Genomic DNA, 14,729 nt, shown 5'->3' on the forward strand with positions numbered 1-14,729 from the left:
GCGTGGCTTCGATCCGGGAGGCGATGCGGTCACCGTCGCGGCCGGGGGTGACCTCCACCGCGACGAACACCGCACAGGTGCCGTCGTCTTGGCGCGAGACATCCGTCACCGTGAGTGACGCGTCGACGGCCCTCACAAGCCGGGACAACGTCGCCTCCGAGTCGACGTGGAAGGTGAGGTCCGTGCCGCCACCCGACAGGAGGGCATCCCGTTGTCGGATCGCACCGATGGCGTGGCCGATGGTTACGCCGAGTTCCGCTAAGGCGTCGACCCCCTCGGTCACCATCCCTTCGGGACGGTCGAGGTGTACCTCTATCGCGCCAAACCGCGTCGACTCGTGAACGACCGGCACCGCGACGAGCGTGTTGGTTCCGCGTTTTAGCCCGCGGTCGCGCCACCACACGCCGGACTCGGTGGCCACGAGATCCGTCACGGAGACCGGCGACCGTGTTTCGTAGGCTCGTCTCGCCGGGACCGCCGGCGTGGCCTCAACCGGACCGGGGTCGGTCCCGGTCCCGGTCCCGGTTTCGGTCGGTTGGGGTGTGGCTCGGGGGACATCCGAGAGGTACCCCTCAAGGCCGCCCGCCCGGGCCCTGCAGACGGTCCCGTCGGTCGAGAGGTCGACGTCTGCGACCCAAGCGCCGGTGACCGTATCCAGTCGGACGAGGCGGCGACACACCGCCGCCTCTATCTCGGCGCGGGTGTCCGCGCTCGCCACCGCCGGGCCGATGGACCGAATGAGTTGGTTGATCCTGTCCAGCCGCGACAGCCGTTCGTTCTGCCGTTCCAGTTCCCGGTCACGCTCCCGGAGACGCCGGGTTCGGGCGAGCTGTTCGAGCGCCTGTTGTGTGTTCGCGGCCCACGTCTCCGCGAGGGTCCGTGTTGTTGCCGAAAGCGAGCACCCGTCGGTCGTGGCTACGAGAAACACACCCTGTTGGCCGAGCGGACAAAGCAGCCAGTCGTCGAACGCGTCGTCGAGCCACCCGCCGGACCCGGACCCGTTGTGTGTCCGGTACGCCTCGGCCGTGAGGTGGTCCGTGCGGTCGGCGAACGCCGTCCAGACCGGGTCGACACCCCCCGAAATCGTCGGCAACGTCGGGTCGGTCTCGGGGTCGGCCGGTGCGCCGGCCGCCGGGACGAGATTACCGGTGCCGTCGTCTCTGGTAAACACCGCGGCATACGGGAAATCGAGGGCCTCCGTCGCGGTCGTGACCGCGTGTGCGGTGGCGTCATCGTCGGTTTCGGCGGCCATCAGTCCGCGCGTTGCGCGGTGAAGAGTCCGGAGGTACCGTTCACGCCTGTGCCGACCGGTGATGTCGTGGTAATGTTCGATCCGCCCGCCGGCGTACAGGCCGGTTTCGATCGGTGCGCTCCAGTATTCCAGCCACCGCTCCGTCCCGGCCTCGCCTCCGGGCACGCGAACGGTGGCGTCGAGTTGGTCCCCGTGACTCGACAACCCGGTTCGTACCAGCGACACGAGCGACCCCGCCTCGGCCTCGATGTCGGTGAAATACTCCGCCGCGGCGCTCGCGTACTCGCGGCCACGGAGGTCACTCCGGGCAACGCCGAGCAACGTCTCGGTCGCCTCGTTGGCCCACACCACGGAGCCGTCGGCGTCGACGACGACCGTCGCCTCCCGTGAACTGTCGAGTACGTCCTCGGTGAGCGATTCGTACCGCCGCTCGCTCGTTCGCTCGGCGGCCGTCCGTTGGAGGCGTTCGACGGCGGCCTGAAAGTCCTCGTCCGGAAGCTCCGTCAGCAACGACTCGACCTCCGTCTGCACCGTTGCGAGACGGTCGGTGAGCGAGCGGTACTCCTCGCTGGTTTCGAGAACCTCCGGTTTCGTTACCGCTTCGAGGGTGTCCTGTCGCTCGATCAACGAGAACAGGTTCTGGAGTTTCTCGTCGTACTCCGCGCGGGTCAACATCCGCTCGACCGTCTCGTGTAGCGCCGTGGCCTCGATCGGTTTTTCCAGATACGCGTCGAACCCCATCTGGACGACATCGAGCCCGGGTGTGACCGCCGAGACCATCACCACCCGGGGGTCGACATCGGCGTCCCGGATCGCTTCGAGGATCTCGCCCCCGGAGCGCCCGGGCAGCATCCGGTCCAGCAACACCACGTCGACGGTCTCGTCCAACTGTTCGAGGGCGTCGGCCCCATCGTAGGCGGTGTCGACGTCGTACCTCCCTTTGAGCCACCTGGCGAACAGGTCGGCCATGCTCCGGTCGTCCTCGACGATGAGAACGCCTGGGAGGGTCGACTGCCCGGTCATCGTTCTGCCGTCTCGGTTGGTCGTTCGGCCTCGGCCGTCCGGGCCGTCGGGAGCAACAGACGGACCTCCGTTCCGTCGCCGGCCACCTCCACCGACACGTCACCGCCGGCCTGGGTGACGATCATCCGGACCATCCACAGGCCCAGTCCCTGGCCATGGTTGAGCGGCGTCTCCTCGCCGGTTTCGAGCACCTTCGCTTCCATGTCCGGCAGTCCCGGGCCGTCGTCGCTCACGACCACCTCGGTCCAGCCGTCCGCCGAACGGTCGAGTTCGACCTCGATCGTAGGCTCCGCCGACGCCTCGGCGGCGTTTTCGGCCAGTTCGCGAACCGCGTCAAGCAGTGTCGCGGGGAGCTTCGATCCGGTGTCTGGCACGTCGGTCACGACGGTCACGCCGGCGTACTCCGCACGAACCGGAGCGACGGCCTCTTCCAACAACACCCCGGCCTCCCGCCCCACCCTACGCTCCTGTGTGGACCTGAGCACGGTTCGTATCTCTCTCATCTTCTCGGTCATCGACTCCCACTTGTCGAGGATTCGCTCGACGGTTTCGAACCGTTCGGCCCGTTTTTCCGCGTCCGTCTCCTCGGCAATCACCCGCGTCCAACCGCGTATCTTTGTGAGGTCGTTTCGCATGTTGTGACGCATCACCCGTTGCATGACCTCCAGGTGGCGCTTGTGTTGTTGTTGTGCCGTAATGTCTCGTCCCTCGGCGACGAGCATGGACACCTCGCCGTCGTCGTCGGTCACGGGTTTTAACGAGAAGTCGACCACTGCGAGGCCGTCGGCACCGCGTCCCTCCGTCTGATAGTGGACGAACTCGCCGTCTGCGGCCCGTTCGATGGCGTCCACGACGTCGTCACGAGCGGTCTTGGAGTGGGTCCACCACGGGGCATCGGCAATCGGTGCGCCGACGATATCGTCGCGTTCGACCCCCCCGAACTCGAGGGTGGCGTCGTTCGCTTCGAGAACCGTGCCGTCCGGGGCCAGCAGACCCGTAAACTGGAACGTCTGGTTGAAGATGCTCTCGAACCGGCGGGCTCGTTTCTTGCTCTCGGTCACGTTCCGGAGATACAACAGCATGCCGTCGATGGCGTCGTCGTCCAGCATGTTCCGGCCCCGACCCTCCGCGTTGAGCCACTCGTCGTCGCCCGATCTGAAGCGGCACTCGATCTGGAACCGTCCGCCGGGCTCCTCGATACCCCTAAAGAACGTCTTCATCGCCCGTTCCCGGGCGTCGGGGTGGAGGTAGTCGAAAAGGTTCTCGCCGACGAGATCGTCGGGGTCGTGCCCGAGAACACGGGTTGCCGATCCGCTCGCGTATCGCACCGTCCCGTCCGTATCGACGACGGTGACCACGTCGTCGGACTCCTTGACGAACTGTTCGGTCCGACGCCGCTCGCGCCGCCGGTCGGTCATATCACGAACGATCGTCGCGTAGCCACCGGAGTCGTCGTCGGTTTCGAGTGGCGCATACCGGACGTCCGCGTAGAACGTCGATCCGTCTTCGCGAACGCGCCAGCCCTCGTGGGCGCTCTCGCCGGCGATCTGTGCCTGCTGGAGCAACCGGTCGGGGAGTCTCGACTCCCGGTCGGCCTCGGGATGGAGTTCGGCCATCGACATGCCGACCGCCGCGTCAGCGTCGTAGCCGAACGTCTGTGCTGCGCTGTTGTTCCAGGTCCGAATCACGCCGTCTTCATCGACGACGAGAAACGCGTACTCGTCGACGCTCTCGGTCAGCAGTCGGAACCGTTCGCGTTCCTCGAACAGTTCCCGTTGGCGCTCGATGGTGTCGAGCACCGACGCGAGGTTGCCGGTCAGCACCTCGACCAGTTTCCGTTCGCTCTCGTCGAGACGGTCGGAGTCCGTGACGCCCACCGCGACGGCGCCGTGGTCACCGACCGGAAAGTACGCACTCGAAACGATCGATCCGCGGTCGACGCCGTCGTCGATAGCCCCACAGTCGTCGTACCAGACCGGGTCGCCGGTTTCGACGGCGTCCCACAACGGTGTCCGTCCCCGCTCGATCCGGTCGGGCGGGGTGGCGTCGCTCGTTCCCGTCATGGCCGCGCTCACGAGCGCGTCGTCCCGTCTGAAATACAGGGCCGACTGCTGGAAGTCAAACGCCGCCGACAGGGACTCGACGGCGATGGCGGCCGCGTCCTCGCTGTTGTCGGCCCGGAGCAGTTCCCGCGTCGATCCGTGGAGCGCCCGCAGGCGTTCCTCTCTGGTTTTTTCATCGGTGATGTCCCGTTGAACGCCGATGTAGTTCAGCAACTCGCCGTTCTCGCCGTGGACGGGCGTCACCGAGAGGCGGTTCCAGAACGGCGTGCCGTTCTTGCGGGAGTCACGCAGTTCGACGGTCGTCGCCTCGGCGTTGGCTATCGCGTCCCGCAGGTCCGCAAGCGCCGCATGGTCTGTCTCATCGGCGTGCAGGACCCGGCGGTTGCGCCCGATGGCGTCCGCGCGTGTGTACCCGGTCTGCTCGACGAACCCGTCGTTGACATACACCAGCGGGGTGTCCTCCTGGTTCGGGTCGCTGATCGTGATCCCGACGTTGGCCTCGTCCATCGCCCGTTCTTTCAGTTCGAGTTCGCGTTCGCCTTTTCTGCGGTCGGAGATATCACGGAACACGCCGTACATCACCGGACCCTGTGGAAGTCCCACCGTGGCGGTGCTGATCTCGACGGGGACCGTCTCGCCGTCGGCGTCGCGCAACTGCGGTTGTGTCCCGTCCGGAAGCTCAGAAAGCACCCTCGAATTCCCGACGGACTGCTCGAACGCCGCTTCGTACAGTTCGGCGTCGTCGGTGGGGTGGAGTTCCGTCTGACTGTGACCGACGATGTCGTCGCGGGATCGTCCGACTATCGCCTCGGCTGCGGCGTTCGCCTCGACGATGTCGCCGGTTTCGACGTCGGCGACAAACACCGGGTCGGGCGCGGCCCGCAACAACGTCCGATACCGCTCTTGGCTTTCTTCGAGTGCCCGTTCGCGTTCCTTGAGTTCGGTGATGTCGGTCGCTATCGCCACGACCCGTTCGGCCGACCCGTTCTCGTTCTCGTTCTCGTTCTCGTTCTCGTTCCGGGCCCCATCGGCGACGGCGACGGCCTGTGCGGCGACCCACACGGTGTCACCGTCCTCGTTCACGAGACGGTACTCGCCGTCCAGTGGCTCACCGGCGGCGGTCATCGTCTCGAGGTCCGACCGCAAGCGCGCGCGGTCCTCCGGGTGGACCGTTTCGATAAACGACTCGGGCGTCTCCGGCGATCCGGTGTCGGTGTTTCCCACCACCTCGTCCCAGTGTTCCGTTCCGTTCTCGAGGGTTAGTTCGGCAACCGACGTGTCCGTGTTAGAGAGCACGAGGTCGAGTTTTCGTTGTCGGTTCCGGAGTTCACGCCGACTTCGTTCGCGCTCCGTGACGTCGCGGCCGGTGACGAGCAACGACCGGACCGTTCCGGAGTCGTCGGCGACCGGCCGAACGGTTCCGGCGACGTCGCGCGGGTCGCCGTCGGGGCCGGGGTGTGTCGCGGTGTACTCGACGTACTCGCCGTCGGCCGCGCGGCGGACCCACTCCCGCAGAGCCGCCTGTTGTTCCTCCGAGCGGTTCCACCACGGCGTCTCCCAGAACGGCTCACCGCGGAGTTCCCCGGGTGTGGCGTCGACATACCCCATTGCGGTCTCGTTGGCATCCAACAACAGTCCGTCGGTGTCGAGCAGTCCCACGAGCATTCCCGGATCGTCGAACAACGACTCGAACCGCCGCTCGTTACGCCGCTGTTCGCGTTCCGCCTGTTTTCTGTCGGAGATGTCGGACACCGTTGCGAGTATCGTAACCGGTTCGCCACCGTTCTCGGAGACCGGTGTTGCCCGTGTGCCCAGCCACACAACGTCACCGGTGTCGTCGCGCACCCGGAACTCCCCGGTCCACGGGTCGCCGGTTTCGACCATCGCTTCTAACCGCCGTTGGACACGGTCACGGTCGTCGGGATGGATCGCCGCGTTCAACGCCTCGATCGATTCGACCTCCCGACCGACCAGTTCGACCAGCGTCTCGTTCCACTCCACGGTGTCCATCTCCGGATCCCACTCGACGATGCCGGTGTTTGTCCCCGACAACGTCAGTTCGAGTCGCTCGCGCTGATCCCGGAGTTCCGCCTGAGTGTTTCGGCGGTCGATCTCGTAGCCGACCCACCGCCCGACTAACCGGATAAACGACCGCTCGAACCCGTCGAAGGGGCGATCCCGGGGCTCCTTTGAGGCGAAACACAGCGTCCCGTACAGGTCGTCACCGGCGACGATTTCGCCCCCGATGTACGTTTCGAGTCCGAAGGTCTCGTAGGCCGCGTCGTCCGCCCACCCCGCCTCGGCCGCGTGGGTGAGCGCCATGGGCTTGGTTTGATCGATCGTCCGCCGGCAGTAGGACCGTTCGAGCGGTGCCGGCGCCCCCGGCTGGAGACGCTCGTGGGATCCGAGCGCCTCAACGACGGTCTGGGTGCCGGCCCCCGCGTCGTCCCGTTCGATACGTGTCAGGAACCCGTAGGGCAGGTCCAGGTGGTCCCTGCCGGCTTGAAGCAGTCCGGTGATCTTTTCGTCGAAGGTCCGCTCCGGGTCGGTCGTCAGTTCGTAGATGCGCTTGAGAAAGTCGCTTCTGGCCGCGATCCGTCGCTCGCGTTCTTTTCGCTCGGTGACGTCCTGTTGGATGCGAATAACGTTCTCGACGGCGCCGCTCTCGTCCGTGATCGGTGTGAGAGAGAGACGGGACCAGTACGGCGTGCCGTCTTTCCGCTCGGTCCGAAGCTCGAGCGAGACTGGCTCTCCGGTGGCGACCGCCTCGCGGAGTCGCGCCAGCCGCTCGGGGTCGGTGTCACGTCCGTGGAGAAATCGTGGGTTGCGACCGAGTGCGTTCTCGCGAGCGTATCCGGTCATCCGCTCGAACCCGTCGTTGACATACACCAGCGGGGCGTCCTCCGCTGTCGGGTCGGTGATCTGGATGCTGACGGTCGCCTCGTCCATCGCCCGTTCTTTCAACGTGAGTTCGCGTTCTCGTTCTCTGCGTTCGGTTTCGTCACGGACGGTACAGACGAGTCGCCCGTCGTCGATGGTGGTCAGGGAGAGTTCCGCGGGGAACGTCGACCCGTCGGGACGACTGCCGGTCACCGTCCCGCGCCAGTAGCCTTCGGATTCGAGCGCCGGAAAGGCTTCGGCCTCCAGTCGTTCGATTTCGTCGTCGTCGTACAACGCTCGCCACGTGTTCCCCAGCAGTTGGGTCTCGTTCTCGAAGCCGTACATGTCGACGTGGGTCCGGTCGACGTAGGTGTACTCCTCGCCGTCGAGAATCGCAACCCCGTCGACCGCCTTCTCGATTGCCTGTTGGAACGCCTCCAACTGTCGTTGTCGCTCGTTTCGGGCGGTGACATCCCTGAGAACGCCGGCCGTGCCGCGGAACTCCCCGTCGCCGGCCCCGATCAGCCCGAGTCGGTTCTCGACGGTTTTGTGACCGCCGTCGGCCGTCTCGAGTTCGAACTCGACGGCCGTCGACCGTTCGTCGGCCGCGACCAGCCTCTCGGCCCCTTCTTGCATCCGGTCGACGTCCGAATCGTCGATTCCGACCGACAGATGCCGGCCGATCAGCCCCTCGCCGTCACCGAACTCGCGGTCCGCCGCCTCGTTGGCGAAGGTGAACCGCCAGTCGGCGTCCAGCGCGTACACCGGATCGTCGACGGCGTCGAGAATCGTCTCGTACCGTTCCAGTTCCTCGACCCGACGGCGACGGTCGAGTTCGGTCCCGATCCACCCCGCCATGAGCGTGACGAACTCCTTTTCTTCGGGGCGAAACGCCTCCGAACGCGGCTCTTCCATCGAGAAGTTCACCGTCCCGTACGTCTCGCCGTCGACGCTAACCGGCGCTGCGATGTACGCCCGAACGGTCTCCGCCGCCGGGTGGGTCCGATGGTCGGTGGTTGCGACATCGGCAAACGCGAGCGGGTCGGTCGCGGCGGCGAGTGTTACGTCACACATCGTGTCGCCGAGGTCGTACACCGCACCCTGTTCGTGTGTGCCCGTCGCGTCGACAACGGCCTCGACCTCGTAGTCGTCCCCGTCGACACGCGAGAGAACGCCCGTATCGAGACCGAAGTGGCCACACCCGAGCGACAACAGTCGTTCGATGGTCTCGTCGAACGCCTCAACGCCGGCCGTGAGTTCGTTCAGCCGGCGGAGCGCGGTCACGTCGTTCTCGGCCGGGGGTTCGGGGGATCCCCGCCGGGGCTGTGCGTCCGACGACAGGTCGTGGGCCACCGTGTGGAGATAGCTCGTCCCGTCGACGCCGATCCGTCGGCTCGTGAGTTCGACCGTGAAATCGCCGTCGCGTGCGTGTTTGAGCGTCGTGGTGAGCGGGTCCGACGCGTCGGTGGCGGCACGTTCGAGATGCGCACGAACGGATTCGGCCGCCGCCTCCCCCGAAACGTCGGGGAGTTGGGTCGATAGGAGCGTCTCCCGGTCACGCCCCGTCAACTCGACCGCGGCCCGGTTGACCGCCACCAGCGTGCCGTCGGTGTCGCTGACGAACGTGGCATCACCCGACCGGTCGAACACCGCACGAGCGACGTCGCAATCCACGGCCGGCGGCTGCCGGTGGTCGATCCGGGCCAACGTGGCTTCGAGATTCGCCGCGATGCCTTCGATAACGGTGCTGTCCACATCACTGAGACCGTCAGACCCCGTGACACCGACGCGCAACACCCGGTCGCGCCCGACGGGAACGAGAGCCTCGGCCTGAATCGGGTCCGGGGGGTCCGTGTCGACGGTCGCTTCAGGGATGTCTCCGGCCGAGACATCGTTCCCACACTCGCCGAGTCGTTCGGCGAGCGGTTCCGGCATCCGGTCCGGAGCGCTGTCACCGCTGGACGAAGACGAGAGCGTGGTGACCGACTCCGTCGCTGGATCGTACGCACAGACTCTCACGACCGGCTGGTCGAACACCGTTTCCACCAGGTCGGTCGTGCGGGCGACCGCGGTCTCGACCGTTTCGGCTCCGTTGAGCTTCGCCGACAGAGCAAGAAGGGGTCCGGACGGTCCACGGGACGGGTGAGGGCTATGCATATACTACGTACCCATCACGCGCAATTGAACGGCTCGGTTACGCATCGTTTCCCGTAGAGCCGTGTTGCTCCGTGGCGGCCGCGGTGGCCGGAGCGAACCCATCTGTCGCGGAACGGGTCGGACTCTGCGTCTCGGCCCCCGTGGAGCGCTCGAGGCTTGATGCGTCGGTGCCCACCGCCTCACGGACACACGTCCAGGCGAAAAGCGAGGGGACCGGAGCGAACCTGATACCCACGGCATCGGTCGTTCGCCGGTACTGGACTGCCCTCGACGCATCGTCCGCCGCCGACGGGGCCTCCTCCAGAAGGCCGACCGCGGCGAGTTCGCCGACGCGGCGGTAACAGGTCGCGACGGGGATGTCCAGCGACTCGCTGAGCTGTGTCACCGACGCCGGCGTTTCCGTCGCCCCGAGAATCGCCATGCTGTACTCCCGGCCGAGCGCTCGTACGGGCTTCATGATGAGTTACTCCTCGCTAGTGTATGATTATCACTGCTGAAAGAGACAGCCCCTATTCGGATAGGCACCGACTGATCGGTGCCGATAGCTATCGGTGTGCCGGGGCTGGGTCGGCCAACAACGGCAGGCTGTGCCGGATAGACCGACGACCGTAGCGGCCAGCGGAGTGCCCATCGAATCCCGTCCACTCCGAGGGCCTCTGTCCGGCCGCCCGGGGTGGTGAGAGGTGATCGGGAGACGTCGTGTGTCTTGGCCGGTAGTCTGTCGTGAGTGAAAACGCCCGGGCGTGTCGCCACATGACCGTTCTCGTCTCGCTCGGTATCAGTCGAGCGGAGCCGACCGCCCGGGGCCGACCGTCCGCTCCTGTCGCCAAGGACACCGCCCTCAACAACGGCTTCGGTGCGGAGGTCACGGTCACCCGAACACGAGTCGGTCCCTCGTGGTGTCGGCCTATCCGAAACGTGTACATCCCGTTTGTGAGCAACGCCGGATCCCCGTGTGCATTGAGAGGCTCGCCACCCGCCGGTTCTATATAGCGACATGAACTTTATTTACTGCGGAAGGAACCGCGGAGCGGCGACCGGTTTATACCGCCACCACCCAAGGGCGTGGTATGTGCGGTCGGTACACCCTGTTCACGGCGGCGACGGCGTTGGCCGAGCGGTTCGACACGGCGACGCCCGATCTTAACCCGCGGTACAACTGCGCGCCCGGCCAGACCCTCCCGGTGATCACCGGCGACGACCCGGACCGAATGCGTGGCCACCAGTGGGGGTTGATTCCGCCGTGGGCCGACGAGGCGTCGACTGATCTCATCAACGCCCGCGCGGAGACGCTGACCGAAAAGCCCAGTTTCGCGGACGCGGTCGAACACCGGCGGTGTCTCGTCCCGGCTGACGGCTTCTACGAGTGGGTCGACCGCCACGAGGGAAAACGACCGTACCGGGTGGCGTTCGAGGACGACCGGCCGTTCGCGATGGCCGGGATCCGGTCGCGGTGGCAACCGCAAACCCGCCAGGCGGGGTTAGGAGAGTTCGAGAACGGTGGCGTGTCGGCCGACCCGGACCCCGTCGACACCTTCGCCATCGTAACCACCGAGCCAAACGACCTGATCGCCGACCTCCACCACCGGATGGCTGTCATCCTCGAACCCGGCGTGGAGTCGACGTGGCTTCACGGCTCCGTCGACGAGGCACTCGACCTTCTCGCTCCGTATCCCGCGGACGACCTGACGGCCTACCCCGTCTCGACGCGTGTGAACGATCCGACCGTCGACGATCCGTCGCTTGTCGAGCGAGTGGGATGAATCGTAGCGCTGGGCGGCAAAATTTGTATTTGTGAGTACAGTACCAACTGAACTGCAGGCTAATACCTCACTCACAGATACAACACTAAGCGGGGACAAAATACAGTACTACGGTCACATCTAAGAGCACTTATCTTTGCCTATGGTCCCAGCTTGAAGTGGTCGGGGGCCAAGGGGTAGATCATGGGAGACAGCGACAGCGTCGCGGTGAAGACGTACGTGCCACCGTATCAGAAAGAACGGTGGCGAGAACACGCCGACCGCCTCGGCATGAGTCAAAGCGAGTTCGTCCGGACGATGGTACAGGCCGGTCGGCGCGATTTCGAGGTGCCCGAGCGGTCGGCCGCGACGACGGACGACGAGCCCGGTGGAGCGGCTGATTCGGGGCTTGAACCCCAGGTGAAAGAGCTCCTTGACCCGGAGGACGGTCGTTCGTGGGACGAACTCCTCGAACGACTCACCGAGAACACGGAGAACAGGTTGGAGTCGGCACTCGACACCCTACAGGAGCGAAACGTCGTGAAGTACAGGCGACGGGAGGGCTACGTCCTCCGGGAGGAGCCATGAGCGCCGGCGACGACCCCGTGGGCTACTTTCTGCAGGATATGACCTACCACGGCAAAACCGACCGGACCTGTCGATCCTACGAGCGTGTTCTCCGGGAGTTCGAAGCGTTTCTCGGCGAAGAACGTGGGGTCGGTGACCCTGCGACCGCCGAACACAGGGACTGTATGGCGTGGGTCCACCGTCTCCGGAACACCGTTGCCGAGAGCACCGTTGCCACCTACGCCGCGTACCTCCACCGGTTCTACGCGTACATGACACAGGTCGGAGCCTTCGACGCCAACCCGATGGCACTCGTCGTCGAGGAGATGGACGAGCGGATCAACACCGATCCGACCCGGCGGGAGATTTCGGTCCCGGAGATGCGTGACTTTCTCGCCTCGATCGAGCATCCGCTGGACCGGGCGCTCCTGTTGACGATGCTCAAAACCGGGGTCCGGGTGGGTGAACTGTGCAACGTGGATCTGCGGGATCTCTCGATCCCGACGACCCGGAACCGGCCCGACGTGTCGGTCCGGCCACAGTTGGACGGTCGGGGAGACGCCCTGTTCGTCGCGGCCGACCGCGCCGTCAACGATGTCATCAAGGGCGAGCGACGGACGGCGGCGAACAAGCGCAAGCGAGCGACGGTGATTCCCGTCGACAGCGAACTGCGACGGTCGCTGGTTCGCTGGCTTGCGATCCGGCCCGACCCCGCCTCCCGGGCGGAGCCGCTCTTTCTGAGTACCGGCGACCGATGGGGCGAACGCGTCACGCCACACGTCGTTCACCACATCGTCGAGGGGCATGCGAGCGAACGCGGGTGGCACCGCGCCGGCGGCGGCGCAGCCGAAAACGTCACACCACACTACTTCCGTCACTTCTTCACAACCCATCTCCGGGACCGAACAGGCGACCGCGGCATCGTGAAATACCTCCGTGGCGACGTGGCCAGCGACGTTATCGACACCTACACCCACGACTGGGGTGACCGCGTGCGCCGAACGTACGACCGGCACATCTACACGTTGGCGTGAGCCAAGTCAATAAACTGTATGTCGCGATACGAAATCTGCGGTGCGGCTCCCCGCTACTCCCGGTCGGTCCAGAAGTCGAAGGAACGTCCCGGGGCGAAAGCGTCGACCCCGACCGCACGTTCGTCGCCGGTGTTCTCGACACGGTGGGGTTCCCACGGCGCCAGATGGACCGAGTCATATTGTGTTAGCGTCACCGCGTCGTTGGCCGTGTAGACGGTGAGTTCGCCCGACAACACCAGACAAACCTGTTCGTTCGCGTGGTCGTGCATCGGCGAGGAGTGGCCGGGCGGTTTCTCGAACCACTCGAAGCTGAACGCCTCGCTTCCGGCCAGCGACACCCGTCGCCAGCCCTCGTCGGGTTCGTACGTCTCCGCCGCGTCGAAGGATACCGGGTGCATCGGCGGGCGTACGGTTACCGGCCGTCTAAACGTGACGGGCGGTCAACCGCGCGTGGCCGACAGTATAACTTCTGGCGCTCCGAGTGGGGGACCATGGAACGCGATCGGAGGGTGAAACCGTGACGGTTCAGTTGCCGAGCGAAATCGTCGTTGAACGGTTCCTGCCAACCATCAGATCGATGCTGGCGGCGGAACTCGCCGACCGTGGGTTCCCACAGCGCGAGATAGCCGACAGACTCGGCGTCTCACAGGCGGCTGTCAGTCAGTATCTGTCGGGAGAAGGGACCACGGAGGAGCGGTTCGCGTCGGACTCGCGGGCCCAAGAGACGGTCGAACGCATCGCCGAGGGGTTCGACGCGGGGACGTTAGACGACTACGAGGCGCTGGCCGAACTGCTCGACCTCGTGCGGACGTTCGAGGATCGGGGGCCGATCTGTGCGATCCACGAGGAGGAGATGCCGGCGCTGGCGGGCATGGGGTGTGACCTCTGCGTGCGCGGGCGCGACCGAGCGGTCCAAGCCGAACGGGAGGTGCTCTCGAACGTCCGACACGCCGTCCGGCGGTTGTCGAACACTCCGGGTGTGGCCACACACGTCCCGAACGTCGGGACGAACGTGGCGATGGCACTCCCGGGGGCAACCGACGAGACCGACGTGGCGGCCGTCCCTGGGCGTATCCACGCGATGCGTGGCGGACTCAACGTGCCGTCGAACCCGGAGTTCGGGGCATCACACCACGTCGCGACGACCGTTCTCGCGGCCGTGAGCGCCGAGTCCTCGATCAGGGGGGCCCTCAACCTCGCCACGAGCGACCGCCTTCTTGAGGCGGTCCCGGCAGAGATGGACGTCGTCGCGTTCGACGCCGACTACGAGAACCGGCGGGAGCGACTCGACGGCCACTTTGCGGATGGCGTCCCACGAGTCATCTACCACGAGGGCGCGTTCGGGATCGAACCGATCACGTACGTCCTCGGGACGAGCGCCGTCGATGCCGTCGACCGTGCGGTCGACCTCATCAGCCGTATCGAGAACTGACGCGCCACGTGAGGGCTACGGTGGTACCTTCCTCATCCCGACGGTGGACACACGACGGCGAGAGCCCGGTTCGAGCGGGCCGGTCGAGTCGTCCGACGGGTATCGAAACGCCGGAGCGGGCGGCGCGCCGGTAGACTCCGACGTGTCCGGGAGCCGGTCGTTCGTCCGAGCGGTCAAACTCGCTTCGAGAACGGGGAGAGGTGGGGGATCCGAGAGATCGGGCACCGGGGTCGTCGGGTACGGTCGTTCGACTGTCAGGCGCCCTCGAACTCCTCGCCGTAATCGCCGCCGTACCGAATGAAGAAGTACGCGAGTGCGAGCACCGAAACGAGGGCACTGGTCAGCGCGACGGCGAGCGATTTGGCGCTGTCGGGGACCGTTGGACCGCCACTTCCACCGCCGCCTTCACCACCGCCCCCGCCGCCCTCGCCGCCGGAATCGGGGATGTCGCCGGCGACGACGACGCCTTTCATCCCTAGGCCGCGGTGGGGCTGGCAGAAGTACTTGGCGACGGTCGCCTCCTCAAAGGTCTGCTCGAAGGTGAACCCGGCGTCGGCGGAGAGGTCGCTTTCGAAGTCG

General features: G+C 66.0%; 9 protein-coding genes. 4 read left to right on the top strand and 5 right to left on the bottom strand.

The features are described from left to right. The 3 genes from Q0925_RS05685 to Q0925_RS05695 form a co-directional block, all read right to left on the bottom strand. Positions 1-2,275 (bottom strand): response regulator (locus Q0925_RS05685; protein ID WP_299332675.1); only part of this gene is annotated, 2,275 nt, incomplete at its 3' end. Next, positions 2,272-9,375: a PAS domain S-box protein gene (locus Q0925_RS05690; RefSeq protein ID WP_299332678.1), complete on the bottom strand. Its 7,104-nt coding sequence runs from the start codon at positions 9,373-9,375 to the stop codon at positions 2,272-2,274. The genes Q0925_RS05685 and Q0925_RS05690, both read right to left, overlap by 4 nt. A 37-nt stretch (positions 9,376-9,412) precedes the next feature. Beyond that, entirely contained in the window at positions 9,413-9,832 is a 420-nt protein-coding gene (locus tag Q0925_RS05695; RefSeq protein ID WP_299332680.1) for a winged helix-turn-helix domain-containing protein, read from the bottom strand. A 613-nt stretch (positions 9,833-10,445) separates the two neighbouring features. Here Q0925_RS05695 and Q0925_RS05700 point away from each other — a divergent pair. The 3 genes from Q0925_RS05700 (at position 10,446) to Q0925_RS05710 (ending at position 12,718) form a co-directional block, all read left to right on the top strand. Continuing rightward, positions 10,446-11,138, top strand: a complete 693-nt coding sequence (locus Q0925_RS05700) for an SOS response-associated peptidase (RefSeq protein ID WP_299332683.1) — start codon at positions 10,446-10,448, stop codon at positions 11,136-11,138. A gap of 183 nt (positions 11,139-11,321) precedes the next feature. Next, entirely contained in the window at positions 11,322-11,705 is a 384-nt protein-coding gene (locus tag Q0925_RS05705) for a DUF5805 domain-containing protein (protein ID WP_299332685.1), read from the top strand. Beyond that, positions 11,702-12,718 (top strand): tyrosine-type recombinase/integrase, encoded by a 1,017-nt coding sequence (locus tag Q0925_RS05710; RefSeq protein WP_299332687.1) that lies wholly within the window; start codon positions 11,702-11,704, stop codon positions 12,716-12,718. The genes Q0925_RS05705 and Q0925_RS05710 overlap by 4 nt, the downstream gene beginning before the upstream one ends. 53 nt (positions 12,719-12,771) lie before the next feature. On the opposite strand, the gene Q0925_RS05715 is transcribed toward Q0925_RS05710, so the two are convergent. Then, the gene (locus tag Q0925_RS05715; RefSeq protein WP_299332690.1) at positions 12,772-13,116 is read right to left on the bottom strand and encodes a cupin domain-containing protein; all 345 of its coding nucleotides are present in this window, start codon (positions 13,114-13,116) and stop codon (positions 12,772-12,774) included. Positions 13,117-13,235: 119 nt separating this feature from the next. Between Q0925_RS05715 and Q0925_RS05720 the strand changes: the two genes are divergently transcribed. Continuing rightward, positions 13,236-14,150: a thiamine-phosphate synthase family protein gene (locus Q0925_RS05720; RefSeq protein WP_299332692.1), complete on the top strand. Its 915-nt coding sequence runs from the start codon at positions 13,236-13,238 to the stop codon at positions 14,148-14,150. 254 nt (positions 14,151-14,404) lie between these two features. Here Q0925_RS05720 and Q0925_RS05725 read toward each other — a convergent pair. Then, positions 14,405-14,729, bottom strand: a 325-nt coding sequence (locus Q0925_RS05725) for a plastocyanin/azurin family copper-binding protein (RefSeq protein ID WP_299332694.1), incomplete at its 5' end; no start/stop codon positions are given.

This window comes from Haloplanus sp., assembly GCF_028275055.1.
Taxonomy (GTDB): Archaea; Halobacteriota; Halobacteria; order Halobacteriales; family Haloferacaceae; genus Haloplanus.

Excerpts from the sequence above, each read along its gene's own strand:
- Q0925_RS05690 (WP_299332678.1), bottom strand. The coding sequence starts at position 9,375 with ATGCATAGCCCTCACCCGTCCCGTGGACCGTCCGGACCCCTTCTTGCT.
- Q0925_RS05695 (WP_299332680.1), bottom strand. The coding sequence starts at position 9,832 with ATGAAGCCCGTACGAGCGCTCGGCCGGGAGTACAGCATGGCGATTCTC.
- Q0925_RS05700 (WP_299332683.1), top strand. The coding sequence starts at position 10,446 with ATGTGCGGTCGGTACACCCTGTTCACGGCGGCGACGGCGTTGGCCGAG.
- Q0925_RS05705 (WP_299332685.1), top strand. The coding sequence starts at position 11,322 with ATGGGAGACAGCGACAGCGTCGCGGTGAAGACGTACGTGCCACCGTAT.
- Q0925_RS05710 (WP_299332687.1), top strand. The coding sequence starts at position 11,702 with ATGAGCGCCGGCGACGACCCCGTGGGCTACTTTCTGCAGGATATGACC.
- Q0925_RS05715 (WP_299332690.1), bottom strand. The coding sequence starts at position 13,116 with ATGCACCCGGTATCCTTCGACGCGGCGGAGACGTACGAACCCGACGAG.